This is a genomic window from Burkholderia sp. WTPI3, from assembly GCF_021483755.1.
Classification (GTDB): Bacteria; Pseudomonadota; Gammaproteobacteria; order Burkholderiales; family Burkholderiaceae; genus Burkholderia.
Genome location: NZ_JAGIXF010000012.1, coordinates 28,272 through 41,634 on the forward strand (window position 1 = coordinate 28,272; position 13,363 = coordinate 41,634).

The 13,363-nt window shown below is 66.1% G+C and carries 12 protein-coding genes and 1 pseudogene; 8 read left to right on the forward strand and 5 right to left on the reverse strand.

Annotated elements, in window-relative coordinates:
* Nucleotides 1–115: 115 nt before the first annotated feature.
* Both recN and J7024_RS08945 read right to left on the reverse strand, forming a co-directional pair.
* A complete protein-coding gene (recN, locus tag J7024_RS08940; protein WP_124827077.1) occupies nt 116–1,765 on the reverse strand; it encodes a DNA repair protein RecN in 1,650 nt (549 codons plus the stop codon).
* A gap of 19 nt (nt 1,766–1,784) precedes the next feature.
* Nucleotides 1,785–2,687: an NAD kinase gene (locus tag J7024_RS08945; protein WP_124827076.1), complete on the reverse strand. Its 903-nt coding sequence runs from the start codon at nt 2,685–2,687 to the stop codon at nt 1,785–1,787.
* Nucleotides 2,688–2,818: 131 nt separating this feature from the next.
* Between J7024_RS08945 and hrcA the strand changes: the two genes are divergently transcribed.
* From hrcA to J7024_RS08960, 3 genes are all read left to right on the forward strand, one after another.
* A complete protein-coding gene (gene hrcA / locus J7024_RS08950; RefSeq protein WP_124827075.1) occupies nt 2,819–3,841 on the forward strand; it encodes a heat-inducible transcriptional repressor HrcA in 1,023 nt (340 codons plus the stop codon).
* Between the two features lie 138 nt (nt 3,842–3,979).
* On the forward strand, nt 3,980–5,044 hold the full coding sequence (hemH, locus tag J7024_RS08955) for a ferrochelatase (protein ID WP_124827074.1): 1,065 nt from the start codon (nt 3,980–3,982) through the stop codon (nt 5,042–5,044).
* Nucleotides 5,045–5,113: 69 nt separating this feature from the next.
* Entirely contained in the window at nt 5,114–5,521 is a 408-nt protein-coding gene (locus J7024_RS08960; protein WP_124827073.1) for an RNA-binding S4 domain-containing protein, read from the forward strand.
* Here the strand turns inward: J7024_RS08960 and J7024_RS08965 are convergent.
* Nucleotides 5,493–5,654, reverse strand: a complete 162-nt coding sequence (locus J7024_RS08965; protein ID WP_172441904.1) for a hypothetical protein — start codon at nt 5,652–5,654, stop codon at nt 5,493–5,495. The two genes, J7024_RS08960 and J7024_RS08965, sit on opposite strands and share 29 nt — an antisense overlap.
* A 352-nt stretch (nt 5,655–6,006) precedes the next feature.
* Here J7024_RS08965 and grpE point away from each other — a divergent pair, with 352 nt between their 5' ends.
* The 5 genes and pseudogenes from grpE to J7024_RS08990 all read left to right on the forward strand — a co-directional run bounded on the left by grpE (nt 6,007) and on the right by J7024_RS08990 (nt 12,365).
* Entirely contained in the window at nt 6,007–6,552 is a 546-nt protein-coding gene (grpE, locus tag J7024_RS08970) for a nucleotide exchange factor GrpE (protein WP_124827072.1), read from the forward strand.
* A 10-nt stretch (nt 6,553–6,562) separates the two neighbouring features.
* Nucleotides 6,563–6,979: pseudogene (locus tag J7024_RS08975) on the forward strand (thioredoxin family protein); the annotation flags it as partial.
* A 149-nt stretch (nt 6,980–7,128) separates the two neighbouring features.
* Nucleotides 7,129–9,081, forward strand: coding sequence for a molecular chaperone DnaK (gene dnaK / locus J7024_RS08980; protein ID WP_124827071.1), 1,953 nt, complete (start codon nt 7,129–7,131; stop codon nt 9,079–9,081).
* A 253-nt stretch (nt 9,082–9,334) separates the two neighbouring features.
* Nucleotides 9,335–10,471: a molecular chaperone DnaJ gene (gene dnaJ, locus J7024_RS08985; protein WP_124827070.1), complete on the forward strand. Its 1,137-nt coding sequence runs from the start codon at nt 9,335–9,337 to the stop codon at nt 10,469–10,471.
* A gap of 4 nt (nt 10,472–10,475) precedes the next feature.
* Nucleotides 10,476–12,365, forward strand: a complete 1,890-nt coding sequence (locus J7024_RS08990; protein ID WP_234744985.1) for a chorismate-binding protein — start codon at nt 10,476–10,478, stop codon at nt 12,363–12,365.
* 7 nt (nt 12,366–12,372) lie between these two features.
* On the opposite strand, the gene J7024_RS08995 is transcribed toward J7024_RS08990, so the two are convergent.
* Together J7024_RS08995 and J7024_RS09000 are read right to left on the reverse strand one after the other, a co-directional pair.
* Entirely contained in the window at nt 12,373–12,822 is a 450-nt protein-coding gene (locus J7024_RS08995; protein WP_124827068.1) for an STY0301 family protein, read from the reverse strand.
* Nucleotides 12,819–13,199: a BPSL0067 family protein gene (locus J7024_RS09000; protein ID WP_124827067.1), complete on the reverse strand. Its 381-nt coding sequence runs from the start codon at nt 13,197–13,199 to the stop codon at nt 12,819–12,821. The genes J7024_RS08995 and J7024_RS09000 overlap by 4 nt, the downstream gene beginning before the upstream one ends.
* Nucleotides 13,200–13,363 lie beyond the last annotated feature (164 nt).

Genomic DNA, 13,363 nt, shown 5'->3' on the forward strand with positions numbered 1-13,363 from the left:
TTGAGGCGGTCGTTCGAATCGGCGGGGCAGGGCGGACGCGATCGCGTGCCGCTTTCCGCAAAAAAAGACCGGCGCATGCGCCGGTCTTTTTGCATTCAGCCGACGGGTGCCGGTGTCAGGCCGCCAGCATTTCCTTCGCGTGCTTGCGCGTCGTCGCGGTGATTTCGAGGCCGCCGAGCATCCGCGCGACTTCCTCGACGCGGCTGGCCTTGTCGAGCGGGATGACCGACGACACGGTGCCGCCGCGGTCGTCGGCACCCTTCGCGACCTGGAAGTGATGGTCGCCGCGCGCGGCGACCTGCGGCAGGTGCGTCACGCACAGCACCTGGCGGTCGCGCCCGAGCTGGTGCAGCAGGCGCCCGACCACTTCGGCGACGCCGCCGCCGATCCCCGTGTCGACTTCGTCGAAAATCAGCGTCGGCGTCGGGCTGGCCGCGCTGGCGATCACCGCGAGCGCGAGGCTGATCCGTGCGAGTTCGCCGCCGGACGCGACTTTCGCGAGCGGCCGCAGCGGCACGCCGGGGTGCCCGGCGACGCGGAATTCGACCTGCTCGAGCCCGTGCGGGCCGCCGTCGGCGAGCGGGACGAGCGCGACTTCGAAGCTGCCGCCCGCCATCGACAGTTCCTGCATGCCGGCCGTGACGGCCGTGCCGAGCGCCTTGGCTGCGTGCGTGCGTGCCTTCGACAGGCGTTTCGCGTCGTCGAGATAGGCTTCCCGCGCCTTTGCCTGCGCGGCTTCGAGCGCGCCGAGGTCGGCGGCTGCGTCGAGCGCGGCGAGCTGCGCGCGGCGTGCCGCGTGTTCCTCGTGCAGCGTGTCGGGCGGCAACCGGAACTTGCGGGCGGTCGAGTGCAGCGCATCGAGGCGGGCCTCGACCTGTGCGAGCCGGGCCGGGTCGAGATCGAGACGCTGCGCGTAGTGCGACAGCGAATAGACGGCTTCCTGCAACTGGATCTCGGCCGGTTCGAGCGACGCGAGCGCATCGCCGAGCCCCGTATCGTAGTCGGCGAGGCTGCGCAGCTTCGACACGATCGCGCCGAGCTGCGGCAGCATGGCGTCGTCGGCCTCGGACAGGGCATTGAGGGCGCCCTGCACGCCGGCGATCAGGTTCGCCGAATGCGACAGGCGCTTGTGCTCGCTGCCGACTTCGTCCCATTCGCCGGGTTGCGGCGCGAGCTTGTCGAGTTCGGCGAGCTGCCACGCGAGCTTTTCGCGTTCGAGCTGCAGTTCGCGTTCGTGCGCCTTCGCGGCGTCGATCGCCTGTGTCGCGTCGCGCCATACGCGCCACGCGCGGGCGACGTTCGCGGCATCGGCGACGAGCCCCGCATGGGTGTCGAACAGTTCGCGCTGCGCATCGGGACGCATCAGCAACTGGTGCGCATGCTGGCCGTGGATGTCGACCAGCATCTCGCCGAGTTCGCGCAACTGCGCGAGTGTCGCGCTGGTGCCGTTGATGAACGCGCGCGAGCGGCCGTTCGCGTCAATCACGCGGCGCAGCATCACGGTGTCCTCGGCGTCGAACGCGTGTTCGTCGAGCCAGCGCGCGACACGGTCGTGCGGCGTGAATTCGGCGGTGATGTCGGCGCGGCCGCAGCCGGCGCGCACGACGCTTGCGTCGGCGCGTTCGCCGAGTGCGAGCGCAAGGGCGTCGATCAGGATCGATTTGCCGGCGCCGGTTTCGCCGGAAAAGACGGTGAAGCCGCTGTCGAATTCGAGATCGAGCGCGGCGACGATGACGAAGTCGCGAATCGAGAGGTGGCGGAGCATGGTGTCGGGCGTGGGTGCGTCAGGACGCCTTGTCGTCTTCGTTCGATGCGTGTTCGTTCCAGTGCAGCTTCTTGCGCAGCGTCGCGTAATAGCTGTAGCCGATCGGGTGCAGGAACGGCACCGTGTGCTTCGAGCGGCGCACCTCGATCGTGTCGTTCAGTTCGAGCGCGGTAAACGACTGCATGTCGAAGTTCACGTTGACGTCGCGGCCGCCGACGATCTGGATCGCTATTTTCGAGTCGTCGGGCAGCACGATCGGCCGGTTCGACAGCGCGTGCGGCGCGATCGGCACGAGCACGATGCCCTGGAGTTGCGGATGCAGGATCGGGCCGGCCGACGACAGCGCGTAGGCGGTCGAGCCGGTCGGCGTCGCGACGATCAGGCCGTCCGAGCGCTGGTTGTACATGTACCGGCCGTCGACTGACGCGCGCAGCTCGACCATCCCGGAGAAGCCGCTGCGGTTCACGACGACGTCGTTGAACGCGATCGCATGGTAGATCGGTTCGCCGTCGCGCATGATCCGTGCCTCGAGCAGCGAGCGCTCCTCGCGCTCGAACTTGCCCGACAGGATCACCGGGACGAGTGCCTGCATGTCGGCAGCCGCGATGTCCGTGATGAAGCCGAGCCGCCCGTGGTTGATCCCGATCAACGGCGTCTTGTATGGCGCGAGCTGGCGGCCGATGCCGAGCATCGTGCCGTCGCCGCCCAGCACGACCGCCACGTCGGCGCGCGCCCCGATTTCGGCCGGGGTGAGCGCCGGATAGCCGGAGATGCCGATTTCGCGCGCGGTTTCGCCTTCGAAGACGACCTCGAAGCCCAGCTTCGCGATGCAGCCAGCCAGCGTGGCGAGCGGCTCGGCGATGCCGGGCGTGTTGCTCCGGCCGACGAGCGCGACAGTGTTGAACTGATTACCGGTTTTCATGCCGGCATTACACCATAGCTCGTTGACGAAAAGAACCGGCTGTGCGCCGGCGGGGCCGGATCGGGCCAGCCCGCTCGACGCAGGCCGCGGCCACTCGCCGTGGTCGCGCGGTTGCGCTAAAATTTTCCACCATGCTAGATCCTCGCGCACGAACCCTCCTCAAAACCCTGATCGAACGGTATATCGCCGACGGTCAGCCGGTCGGCTCGCGCACGTTGTCCCGTTACTCCGGGCTCGAGCTGAGCCCGGCGACGATCCGCAACGTGATGTCCGACCTGGAGGAGCTCGGACTCGTGTCGAGCCCGCACACGTCGGCCGGCCGCGTGCCGACGCCACGCGGCTATCGGCTGTTCGTCGACACCATGCTGACGGTCGAGGCGCCGATCGACGCCGAGGCCGTTGCCCGGCAGGTGCAGAACACGCTGCAGGCCGGCGAACCGCAACAGCGGGTGGTGGCGGCCGCGGCGAGCGTGCTGTCGAACCTGTCGCAGTTCGCGGGTGTCGTGCTGACGCCGCGCCGCAGCCACGTGTTCAAGCAGATCGAGTTCATGCGCCTGTCGGACAAGCGCATCCTGCTGATCATCGTCACCCCCGAGGGCGACGTGCAGAACCGGATGCTCGCGACGCCGCGCGATTATTCGCCGTCGCAGCTCACCGAGGCGTCGAATTACATCAACGCGCACTTTGCCGGCCTGTCGTTCGACGAGGTGCGCCGCCGCCTGCGCGACGAGATCGACCAGTTGCGCGGCGACATGACCACGCTGATGCATGCGGCCGTGACGGCCAGCACCGAGGTGCCCGATACCGAGGACACCGTGCTCATTTCCGGCGAGCGCAACCTGCTCGAAGTGGCAGACCTGTCGTCCGACATGGCACGGCTGCGCAAGCTGTTTGACGTTTTCGACCAAAAGACGGGCTTCCTGCAACTGCTCGACGTGTCGAGCCACGCCCAGGGCGTGCAGATTTTCATCGGCGGCGAATCGACGCTCGTGCCGATCGAGGAAATGAGCGTCGTCACCGCGCCTTACGAGGTGAACGGCCAGATCGTCGGCACGCTCGGCGTGATCGGGCCGACCCGCATGGCCTACAACCGCGTCATCCCGATCGTCGACATCACCGCGCGCCTGCTGTCGCTCACGCTGAGCCAGCAATAACCGGCGCCGATACCGTCCCGCAATCGTGCCGCAGCGCCGTGCGCGCTGCCATTCGGCCGAACGGCCAGCCGACCGGAGCGGGGCGGCCCGCTATAATTGAGGGCCGTCCGACTGCGTGCCCCGAGCACATTCCTGCCCATGCGTTTCGATCTTGAGCCGCCTTCGAGCACCGCGGCCGCCCATCGCATCGGCGTGCTGCTGATCAACCTTGGCACGCCCGACGCCCCGACACCGCGCGCGGTGCGGCGCTACCTGGCCGAATTCCTGTCGGACCCGCGTGTCGTCGAAATCCCGCAGGCCGTCTGGCAGGTGCTGCTGCGCACGCTGATCCTGCCGCTGCGCGGGCGCGCGTCCGCGAAGAAATACGCGGCCGTCTGGATGCCGGAAGGCTCGCCGCTGCGCGTGTATACCGAGCGCCAGACCGAAGGCGTGCGGCACCTGCTCGCATCGAACGGCTATCAGGTGAAGGTCGACTACGCGATGCGCTACGGCAGCCCGAACATTGCGCACGCGCTCGCACAGTTCAAGCGGGCGGGCGTCGAGCGCGTGCTGCTGATGCCGATGTATCCGCAATACTCCGCGTCCACCACTGCGACGGCGTTCGATGCCGCGTTCGCGGCGCTCGCGCGGATGCGCAACCAGCCGGAAGTGCGCACGGTGCGGCATTACGCCGACCATCCGGCCTATATCCACGCGCTTGCCGAGCAGGTGCGCCAGTATTGGGCGCAGCATGGCCGGCCCGACTTTGCGGCCGGCGACAAGCTCGTGCTGAGCTTTCACGGCGTGCCGAAGCGCACGCTCGACCTCGGCGACCCGTATCACGACCAGTGTCAGCAGACGGGCGCGCTGCTGATGGCCGCGCTCGGACTGTCGACGCTCGAATGCCGCGTCACCTTCCAGTCGCGCTTCGGCAAGGCCGAGTGGCTGCAGCCGTACACGGCGCCGACGCTGCGCGAGCTTGGCGAGGCCGGCGTGCGGCGGGTCGATGTGTTCTGTCCCGGTTTCACGGCCGATTGCCTGGAGACGATCGAGGAGATCGGAATGGAAGTGCGCGACGAGTTCATCGCGGGCGGCGGCCAGGCGTTTCACCGGATTCCGTGCCTGAACGGCGCGCCCGCATGGATCGGCGCGATCGGCGAAATCGTCGCCGAGAATCTGCAGGGCTGGCCCGTGAAGGCGGCGCAACCCGAGGCGGTGAACTGAAATGATGGCTCGGCCGCGGCTTGCACGGCGTTCGCTACGCCGCGCGCGGGCGGCCCGGCGGAGGCTGACATGAATTACAGGATTTCGACGGAACCCGGCGCGAAGCTGCGCATCGACAAATGGCTATGGTCGGCCCGCTTCTTCAAGACCCGTTCGCTCGCGTCCGACGCGGTCGACAAGGGACACGTGAAGATCGGCGGGGCGTCCGTGAAGCCGGCGAAGGAAGTGCGGGTGGGCGACGAGGTCGAGATTGCGATCGACGGCATCGTCTGGCACATTGCCGTGCTCGGCATCTGCGACGTGCGCGGGCCCGCCAGCGTCGCGCAGACGCTTTACGAGGAAACGGAAGCGGGGCGCGCGGCGCGGCTCGCCGAACTCGAGCGGCGCCGCACGTATCGGGAGCCGGCGGCGGAGCTGCACGGCCGCCCGACCAAGCGCGACCGGCGCATCATCGACAGATTTTCTGGTGAGCGCTGAACATGTGATCGAAGGTCGCCAGCGCACTTCCGTACTCGGTCGTGCGGTCGGTGACGGCTCCGGACAGGCAAATGGTGGTGGTGCCGGCAATCAGTACCAGCGCGACCACCGATATGGCAAAGGTCAGTTTCACGGTACTCGCCTCGAGAAGACAGTGACTGTGGCGCCAGATGGATGTCAGGCGGCGGTCAGCTAGGGTAAACACGCTTTTTCCGACGCGTGAGTGCAGTGTAGTGCAGCCCCCTGTACCCAGCTAGTACTTGCCAGGTAAGGGTTGTTACAGGCCGTTTCGTCCGATTTGGCGGCAAATGCGTGCAATCTGGCGACTTGTCGCGTGGTTGTTTCGCGGCGATGGCGAATGCCCGCGAATAACCTTCTTGAAATCGCAGTTTTCGCCCCTATCTGCACCAGCAATGTGCGGTGCCGTCGGCATACGAGCCGGCGGTTGCCGATTTGGCTTCAACCTCTAATCGACTTTCAGCGACATGGAAAACACGCAAGAGAACCCGGCTACCCAATCGGCCGAAGACATCGGCAGCGAGAAGCAGGCGGCGCAAGGCGCTGCACCCGCCGCCGAAGCCGCCGACGCGGCGCTCGCGGAGGCTCAAGCCAAGGTCGCCGAGCTGCAGGAGAGCTTCCTCCGGGCGAAGGCCGAGACCGAGAACGTCCGCCGCCGCGCGCAGGACGACGTCTCGAAAGCGCACAAGTTTGCGATCGAGAACTTCGCCGAGCACCTGCTGCCCGTGCTGGACAGCCTCGAGGCAGCGGTCAACGACACGTCCGGCGACATCGCGAAGGTGCGCGAAGGCGTTGAACTGACGTTGCGTCAGCTGACGAGCGCGCTCGAGAAGGGCCGTGTCGTCGCGATCAACCCGGTCGGCGAGAAGTTCGATCCGCACCAGCACCAGGCCATTTCGATGGTGCCGGCCGAGCAGGAGCCGAACACCGTCGTCGCCGTGCTGCAAAAGGGCTACACGATCGCGGACCGCGTGCTGCGCCCGGCGCTCGTCACGGTCGCACAGCCGAAGTAAGGCCGCCGCGATGGTTCCCGCCGGCGTCGATCCGGCCGCGTTCGAAACGTTCGACATGCAGGCGCTGGCTGCCGGCACGTTCGACGCGGCAATCGCCGGTGCGGGCGACGCGCTCGCCGTGGTGTTCTTCTGGGGCGTCGACTGCTTCAACTGCGAGATCGCGAAGAAGGCGATGCTCGCGCAGTCCGACGCGATCCGCGCGCTGGGCCTGAAGTGGTTCCATTGCAACGTGTACGAACACCCTGAGCTGGGGCGCCGCTTCGGCCTGCACGGCGTGTCGACGTGGCTCTTCTTCCACCGCGGCAAGCGGCTCGGGCGCGCGACCGGCTGGCATGGCCTCGCGCAGTTCCAGGCGGCGGTGTCGGCGGCGCGCGCGAAGGTTGCCGCGGCGGCTGGCGAGTCGCTCGATCCGGCTGCCGGCGGAGATCGAAAAAATTTAATACCTGCTCGCTTGCCGGGTCTTGAAAACGGATCGGCCGGACGCATTTCGGGAACAGAGTTGAATTCTGGCGCGCGAAACTGCCCAGAAAAGTGGCGTTTCGCGCAGCAAACAAGCATTTCTGGAGATTAGGAAAAATGGGAAAGATCATCGGTATTGACCTCGGCACCACGAACTCGTGCGTCGCCATCATGGAAGGCAACCAGGTCAAGGTCATCGAGAACTCGGAAGGCGCGCGCACGACGCCGTCGATCATCGCCTACATGGACGATAACGAAGTGCTCGTCGGCGCGCCGGCCAAGCGTCAGTCCGTGACCAACCCGAAGAACACGCTGTTCGCGGTGAAGCGCCTGATCGGCCGCCGCTTCGAAGAGAAGGAAGTCCAGAAGGACATCGGCCTGATGCCGTACGCGATCATCAAGGCCGACAACGGCGACGCATGGGTCGAAGCGCACGGCGAGAAGCTCGCGCCGCCGCAGGTGTCGGCGGAAGTGCTGCGCAAGATGAAGAAGACGGCCGAAGATTACCTCGGCGAGCCGGTCACGGAAGCCGTGATCACGGTGCCGGCGTACTTCAACGACAGCCAGCGTCAGGCGACCAAGGACGCCGGCCGCATCGCGGGCCTCGAAGTCAAGCGGATCATCAACGAGCCGACCGCAGCCGCGCTCGCGTTCGGCCTCGACAAGGTCGAGAAGGGCGACCGCAAGATCGCCGTGTATGACCTCGGCGGCGGCACGTTCGACGTGTCGATCATCGAGATCGCGGACGTCGACGGCGAAATGCAGTTCGAAGTGCTGTCGACCAACGGCGACACGTTCCTCGGCGGCGAGGATTTCGACCAGCGCATCATCGATTACATCATCGGCGAGTTCAAGAAGGAGCAGGGCGTCGACCTGTCGAAGGACGTGCTCGCGCTGCAGCGCCTGAAGGAAGCGGCCGAAAAGGCGAAGATCGAGCTGTCGTCGAGCCAGCAGACCGAAATCAACCTGCCGTATATCACGGCAGATGCGTCGGGCCCGAAGCACTTGAACCTGAAGATCACCCGCGCGAAGCTGGAAGCGCTGGTCGAGGACCTCGTCGAGCGCACGATCGAACCGTGCCGGATCGCGATCAAGGACGCCGGCGTCAAGGTGTCGGACATCGACGACGTGATCCTGGTCGGCGGCCAGACCCGCATGCCGAAGGTCCTGGAGAAGGTGAAGGAGTTCTTCGGCAAGGATCCGCGCCGTGACGTGAACCCGGACGAAGCCGTCGCAGTCGGCGCGGCGATCCAGGGCCAGGTTCTGTCGGGCGACCGCAAGGACGTGCTGCTGCTCGACGTGACCCCGCTGTCGCTCGGCATCGAGACGCTCGGCGGCGTGATGACGAAGATGATCAACAAGAACACGACGATCCCGACGAAGCACGCACAGGTGTATTCGACGGCGGACGACAACCAGTCGGCCGTGACGATCAAGGTGTTCCAGGGCGAGCGCGAAATGGCGGCGGGCAACAAGCTGCTGGGCGAGTTCAACCTCGAAGGCATCCCGCCGTCGCCGCGCGGCGTGCCGCAGATCGAAGTGACCTTCGACATCGACGCGAACGGCATCCTGCACGTCGGCGCGAAGGACAAGGCGACCGGCAAGGAAAACAAGATCACGATCAAGGCGAACTCGGGCCTGTCCGACGCTGAAATCGATCAGATGATCAAGGACGCGGAAGCGAACGCAGCGGAAGACCACAAACTGCGCGAGCTGGCCGATTCGCGCAACCAGGGCGACGCGCTGGTCCACAGCACGAAGAAGGCGCTCACCGAGTACGGTGACAAGCTGGACGCGGGCGAGAAGGAAAAGATCGAAGCGGCGCTGAAGTCGCTCGAGGACGTCCTGAAGGACACGTCGGCCGACAAGGCGGCGATCGATGCGAAGGTCGAGGAACTCGGTCAGGCTTCGCAGAAGCTCGGCGAAAAGATGTACGCCGACATGCAGGCCCAGCAGGCAGGTGCAGCCGGCGCGGCGGGTGCAGCGGAAGGCGCGGCCCACGCGGGCGGTGCGCAGCAGGCTGCCGACGACGTCGTCGACGCCGAGTTCAAGGAAGTAAAGAAGGACTAAGCCGGGTTGCGATGGCACCGCACGCCGCGCGCGAGACGCGCGCGGCGCGGCTGAACAGCGGTCTGTCTTTCCTTCCGGATGGCCGGATCGACTCCACGCCTGGCGGGCTTCGCGGCCCTCCGGGCACATTTGTTTTTTGGCGGGTGCTGCGCGAGCCGTCCGCGGACGGCGCAGCGCCAGACGAGTCGAGAGACTTTACTGCGGGCGAAAGGAGCCGCCGCGTGCGTGACGCGTGACGGCACAGTGAATCGATATGGCGAAACGGGATTACTACGAGGTTCTGGGCGTCGCAAAGAATGCGAGCGACGACGAAATCAAGAAGGCATATCGCAAGCTTGCGATGAAGTACCACCCTGACCGCAATCCTGACAGCAAGGATGCGGAGGAGCATTTCAAGGAGGCGAAGGAAGCCTATGAAATGCTGTCGGACGGCCAGAAGCGGGCGGCGTACGATCAGTACGGCCACGCTGGCGTCGATCCGAACATGGGCGGTGCGGGCGGGCAGGGCTTCGGCGGCTTCGCGGATGCGTTCGGCGACATCTTCGGCGACATCTTCGGCCAGGCCGCGGGCGGCGCCGCGCGCGGCGGCCGTGGCGGTCCGCAGGTGTATCGCGGCGCCGACCTGCGCTACAGCATGGAGATCACGCTCGAGCAGGCCGCACACGGCTACGACACGCAGATCCGCGTGCCGAGCTGGGTATCGTGCGAAGTCTGTCACGGGTCGGGTGCGAAGCCGGGCACGAAGCCCGAAACCTGCCCGACCTGTCACGGCCAGGGCACGGTGCGCATGTCGCAGGGCTTCTTCAGCATCCAGCAGACCTGTCCGAAGTGCCACGGCACCGGCACCTACATCCCGGAGCCTTGCGCGCATTGCCACGGCTCGGGCAAGGTGAAGGAAACCAAGACGCTCGAAGTGAAGATCCCCGCCGGCATCGACGACGGGATGCGGATCCGCTCGGCGGGCAACGGCGAGCCGGGCATCAACGGCGGGCCGCCGGGCGACCTGTACGTCGAGATCCACATCAAGCCGCATTCGGTATTCGAGCGCGACGGCGACGATCTGCACTGCCAGATGCCGATCCCGTTTACGACCGCCGCACTCGGCGGCGAGATCGAGGTGCCGACGCTGGCCGGCCGTGCGTCGTTCCCGGTGCCGGAAGGCACGCAGTCGGGCAAGACGTTCCGTCTGCGCGGCAAGGGTATCAAGGGTCTGCGTTCGAGCATCGCGGGCGATCTGTACGTGCATGTGCAGGTCGAGACGCCCGTGAAGCTGACCGACCAGCAGCGCGATCTGCTCAAGCAGTTCGAGAAGTCGCTGGCCGAGGGCGGTGCGCGTCACAGCCCGCAGAGCAAGAGCTGGTTCGACCGCGTGAAGAGCTTCTTCGAGTAATGGCATGACTGAAGGCAACGAGAGCGCGCCGTTCGCGCTCTTGGACGATTGCGACTCGACCGCGTCCGCGCGGTCGAGTCGTTTGTATTCGGGTTTCGTGCGCGAACGCGTGTGCACGGATCCCGCGCGGCTCGACGAACTCGATGCGGCGGTCGCGCAGGACTTGCGCGATGGGCTGCATGCGGTCGTTGTCGGCGATTACGAATTCGGACGCAATCTGGAACGAGCGCAGCCGGGCGATGCCCCGCTGCGCTTTTTGCTGTATGCGCGCTGCGAGCGCCTGTCGCGCGACGAAGTCGACGCGTGGCTCGCGCGGCAGGACGGCGGCGGCGCGCCGTCGATCTCGGGCGTCGCGCATGTTGCGAAAAGCGTGTCGCGCGACGCGTTCGACGCGGCGATCGCCGCTGTGCACGACGCGTTGCGCGCGGGCGACTCATACCAGATCAACTACACGTACCGGCTGAATTTCGACATGTTCGGCCCGCCGCCTGCGCTGTATCGGCGGCTGCGCGCGCGCCAGCCGGTGCGTTACGGCGCGCTGATCGCGCTGCCCGACGGCGCGTGGGTCGTGTCGTGTTCGCCGGAGCTGTTCGTCGAGAAGCGCGGTGACGTGCTGCGCGCCCGGCCGATGAAGGGCACCGCGCCGCGCTCGGCCGACCCGCGCGAGGATGCGGCGGCCGCTGCGTTCCTCGCGAGCGATCCGAAGAACCGCGCGGAAAACGTGATGATCGTCGACCTGCTGCGCAACGACGTGTCGCGGATTGCGCGCACGGGCACGGTTAAGGTGCCGGCGCTGTTCTCGGTCGAGCCGTATGCATCGGTGTGGCAGATGACGTCGACGGTCGAGGCCGGCTGGCGCGACGGGACGACGTTCGCGCAGATGCTGCGTGCGCTGTTCCCGTGCGGATCGATCACCGGTGCGCCGAAGCACAAGACGATGGAACTGATCGATGCGATCGAGTCGACACCGCGCGGGCTCTATACGGGCGCGATCGGCTGGCTCGACGCGTCGCACGGCGGCGCGGCCGGCTGCGGCGATTTCTGCCTGTCGGTGGCGATCCGGACGTTGACGCTCGATCCGGCCGGCTACGACACGGGCCGCGCGGCCACTGTCAACGTAGGCCGGCGACGCGGCAGGATGGGCGTCGGCGCGGGCATCGTGCTCGACAGCGTCGCGGCCGACGAATATGCGGAGTGCGAATTGAAGGCGCGCTTCCTGACCGATGCCGATCCCGGCTTCCAGTTGTTCGAAACGACCGCCGCGACGCGCGCGGACGGCATCCGCCATCTCGAACGTCATCTCGCGCGGCTGCAACGCAGCGCGGACGCGTTCGGCTTTCGCGTCGACACCGATGCGCTGCGCCGCGAGATCGACGCACGCTGCGCGGCGCTCGACGGCGACGGCCCGTACCGGATGAAGCTCGCGCTCGCGAAGGACGGCGCGGTCGAGATCATCGCCGTGCCGCTGAAGCCGCTGCCCGCAGGGCCGGTCGGCGTGATGCTCGCGTCGGCTCACGGCTTCGCGCCGACCCGCACCGACGACGCGCTGCTGCTGCACAAGACGACGCGCCGTGCCGAATACGATCGCGCGTGGCAGGCGGCCGAAGCGCTCGGCGGGTTCGACATGCTGTTCGTCAACGAGCGCGGCGAGGTGACGGAAGGCGGGCGCTCGAACCTGTTCGTGAAGCTCGATGGCGTGTGGGCGACGCCGCCGTTGTCGTGCGGTGTGTTGCCGGGCGTGATGCGTGGTGTGCTGCTCGACGATCCGGCAGTAGGCGCACAAGAGCGTGTGCTGACGCTCGACGATGTGCTGAACGCGGATGAGTTGATGATCTGCAATGCGTTGCGCGGGCCGATGGCAGCGCGGCTGATTCACGGCTGCGCACCAACCTGAACGAGGATTACTTCCGCGGCGTACATTGCCAGCTTTGTACGATGGCGTGTCCACGTCTGTAGCGCGCGACGCAAGTCTGTGCCTGTTTGCCCAGTGGCCGTGCGATCACGACGCTCGTATTGCCGTAGTCACACGAGACCCAGTAGTCTTCACGGTTTTCGGCGAGCGACCAGGTATAAATGTCGCTTTTGGATTCGGAGCGCGAGCGGTTCGGCAGCAACGACATCATCCGGTCCGGCGGCCCTGACCAGAAGGTCACGCTGGCAAGCGGATAGGTGCTTTGCGTATCGAAGTTTTTCCAGCCATCGGGCGGTTGACCGTCGAGCTGCTGGGTAACGGCGAGGCGTGCGGGGCAGTCTGCTGTCGCAGCGGACGCGGGTAATGTGACGAGCGAACTGTATGCGAGTGCGGCGATGGCGAGCAGTCGATACGGTGTTTGGCGGGTGAACATCGTCATTTCACGACTGAAAATGCATCGGCGTTATTGCTTGGATCGATGTAACGGCCATTCTTGTCCTTGCCTTTGAACGGGATGCATCTTCTCTGAATTGCCTTGAGTGAGCGCCATTGTTCGACAACATGGATGCCGCGCACATCCCGGCCCAGATAGAACGCCGCATGATTGCCATGCGATCGGCTTGGGTAGCGATCGTTCTCGAAAGTCGCAATGACGGTTCCGACACGGATACTCCGATCGTCGCTTGCTTTTTTTCCCGGGCGCCAGATGGCGGTGGGGCCGACGGAAGTATAAATTTTGACCAGCGCGACGCATTCTCCGTCACCTGCCAGCTTTTGCCCAACGAGTTCAGCCGCCTTTTCATAGACATGAGCCATCTGCGACCACTCCTTCGATTGACGAAGGCTTGATGGTCGCAGCGATGAGGGCGAGCACAAATAGGACGAGTTAGAAAGTATGCGTTGTCCGGCAATGCGGTACGAGAAACGGCGTACCGCATTGCCGGCCGCGTCAGCGAGTGTGCTGCAGCGATCGACGGCAG

What these genes read in the sequence shown, in the direction of transcription:
- grpE (WP_124827072.1), top strand. Translation starts at nt 6,007, where the DNA reads ATGGAAAACACGCAAGAGAACCCGGCTACCCAATCGGCCGAAGACATC.
- J7024_RS08945 (WP_124827076.1), bottom strand. Translation starts at nt 2,687, where the DNA reads ATGAAAACCGGTAATCAGTTCAACACTGTCGCGCTCGTCGGCCGGAGC.
- recN (WP_124827077.1), bottom strand. Translation starts at nt 1,765, where the DNA reads ATGCTCCGCCACCTCTCGATTCGCGACTTCGTCATCGTCGCCGCGCTC.
- J7024_RS08960 (WP_124827073.1), top strand. Translation starts at nt 5,114, where the DNA reads ATGAATTACAGGATTTCGACGGAACCCGGCGCGAAGCTGCGCATCGAC.
- hrcA (WP_124827075.1), top strand. Translation starts at nt 2,819, where the DNA reads ATGCTAGATCCTCGCGCACGAACCCTCCTCAAAACCCTGATCGAACGG.
- J7024_RS09000 (WP_124827067.1), bottom strand. Translation starts at nt 13,199, where the DNA reads ATGGCTCATGTCTATGAAAAGGCGGCTGAACTCGTTGGGCAAAAGCTG.
- J7024_RS08990 (WP_234744985.1), top strand. Translation starts at nt 10,476, where the DNA reads ATGACTGAAGGCAACGAGAGCGCGCCGTTCGCGCTCTTGGACGATTGC.
- hemH (WP_124827074.1), top strand. Translation starts at nt 3,980, where the DNA reads ATGCGTTTCGATCTTGAGCCGCCTTCGAGCACCGCGGCCGCCCATCGC.
- J7024_RS08995 (WP_124827068.1), bottom strand. Translation starts at nt 12,822, where the DNA reads ATGACGATGTTCACCCGCCAAACACCGTATCGACTGCTCGCCATCGCC.
- dnaJ (WP_124827070.1), top strand. Translation starts at nt 9,335, where the DNA reads ATGGCGAAACGGGATTACTACGAGGTTCTGGGCGTCGCAAAGAATGCG.
- dnaK (WP_124827071.1), top strand. Translation starts at nt 7,129, where the DNA reads ATGGGAAAGATCATCGGTATTGACCTCGGCACCACGAACTCGTGCGTC.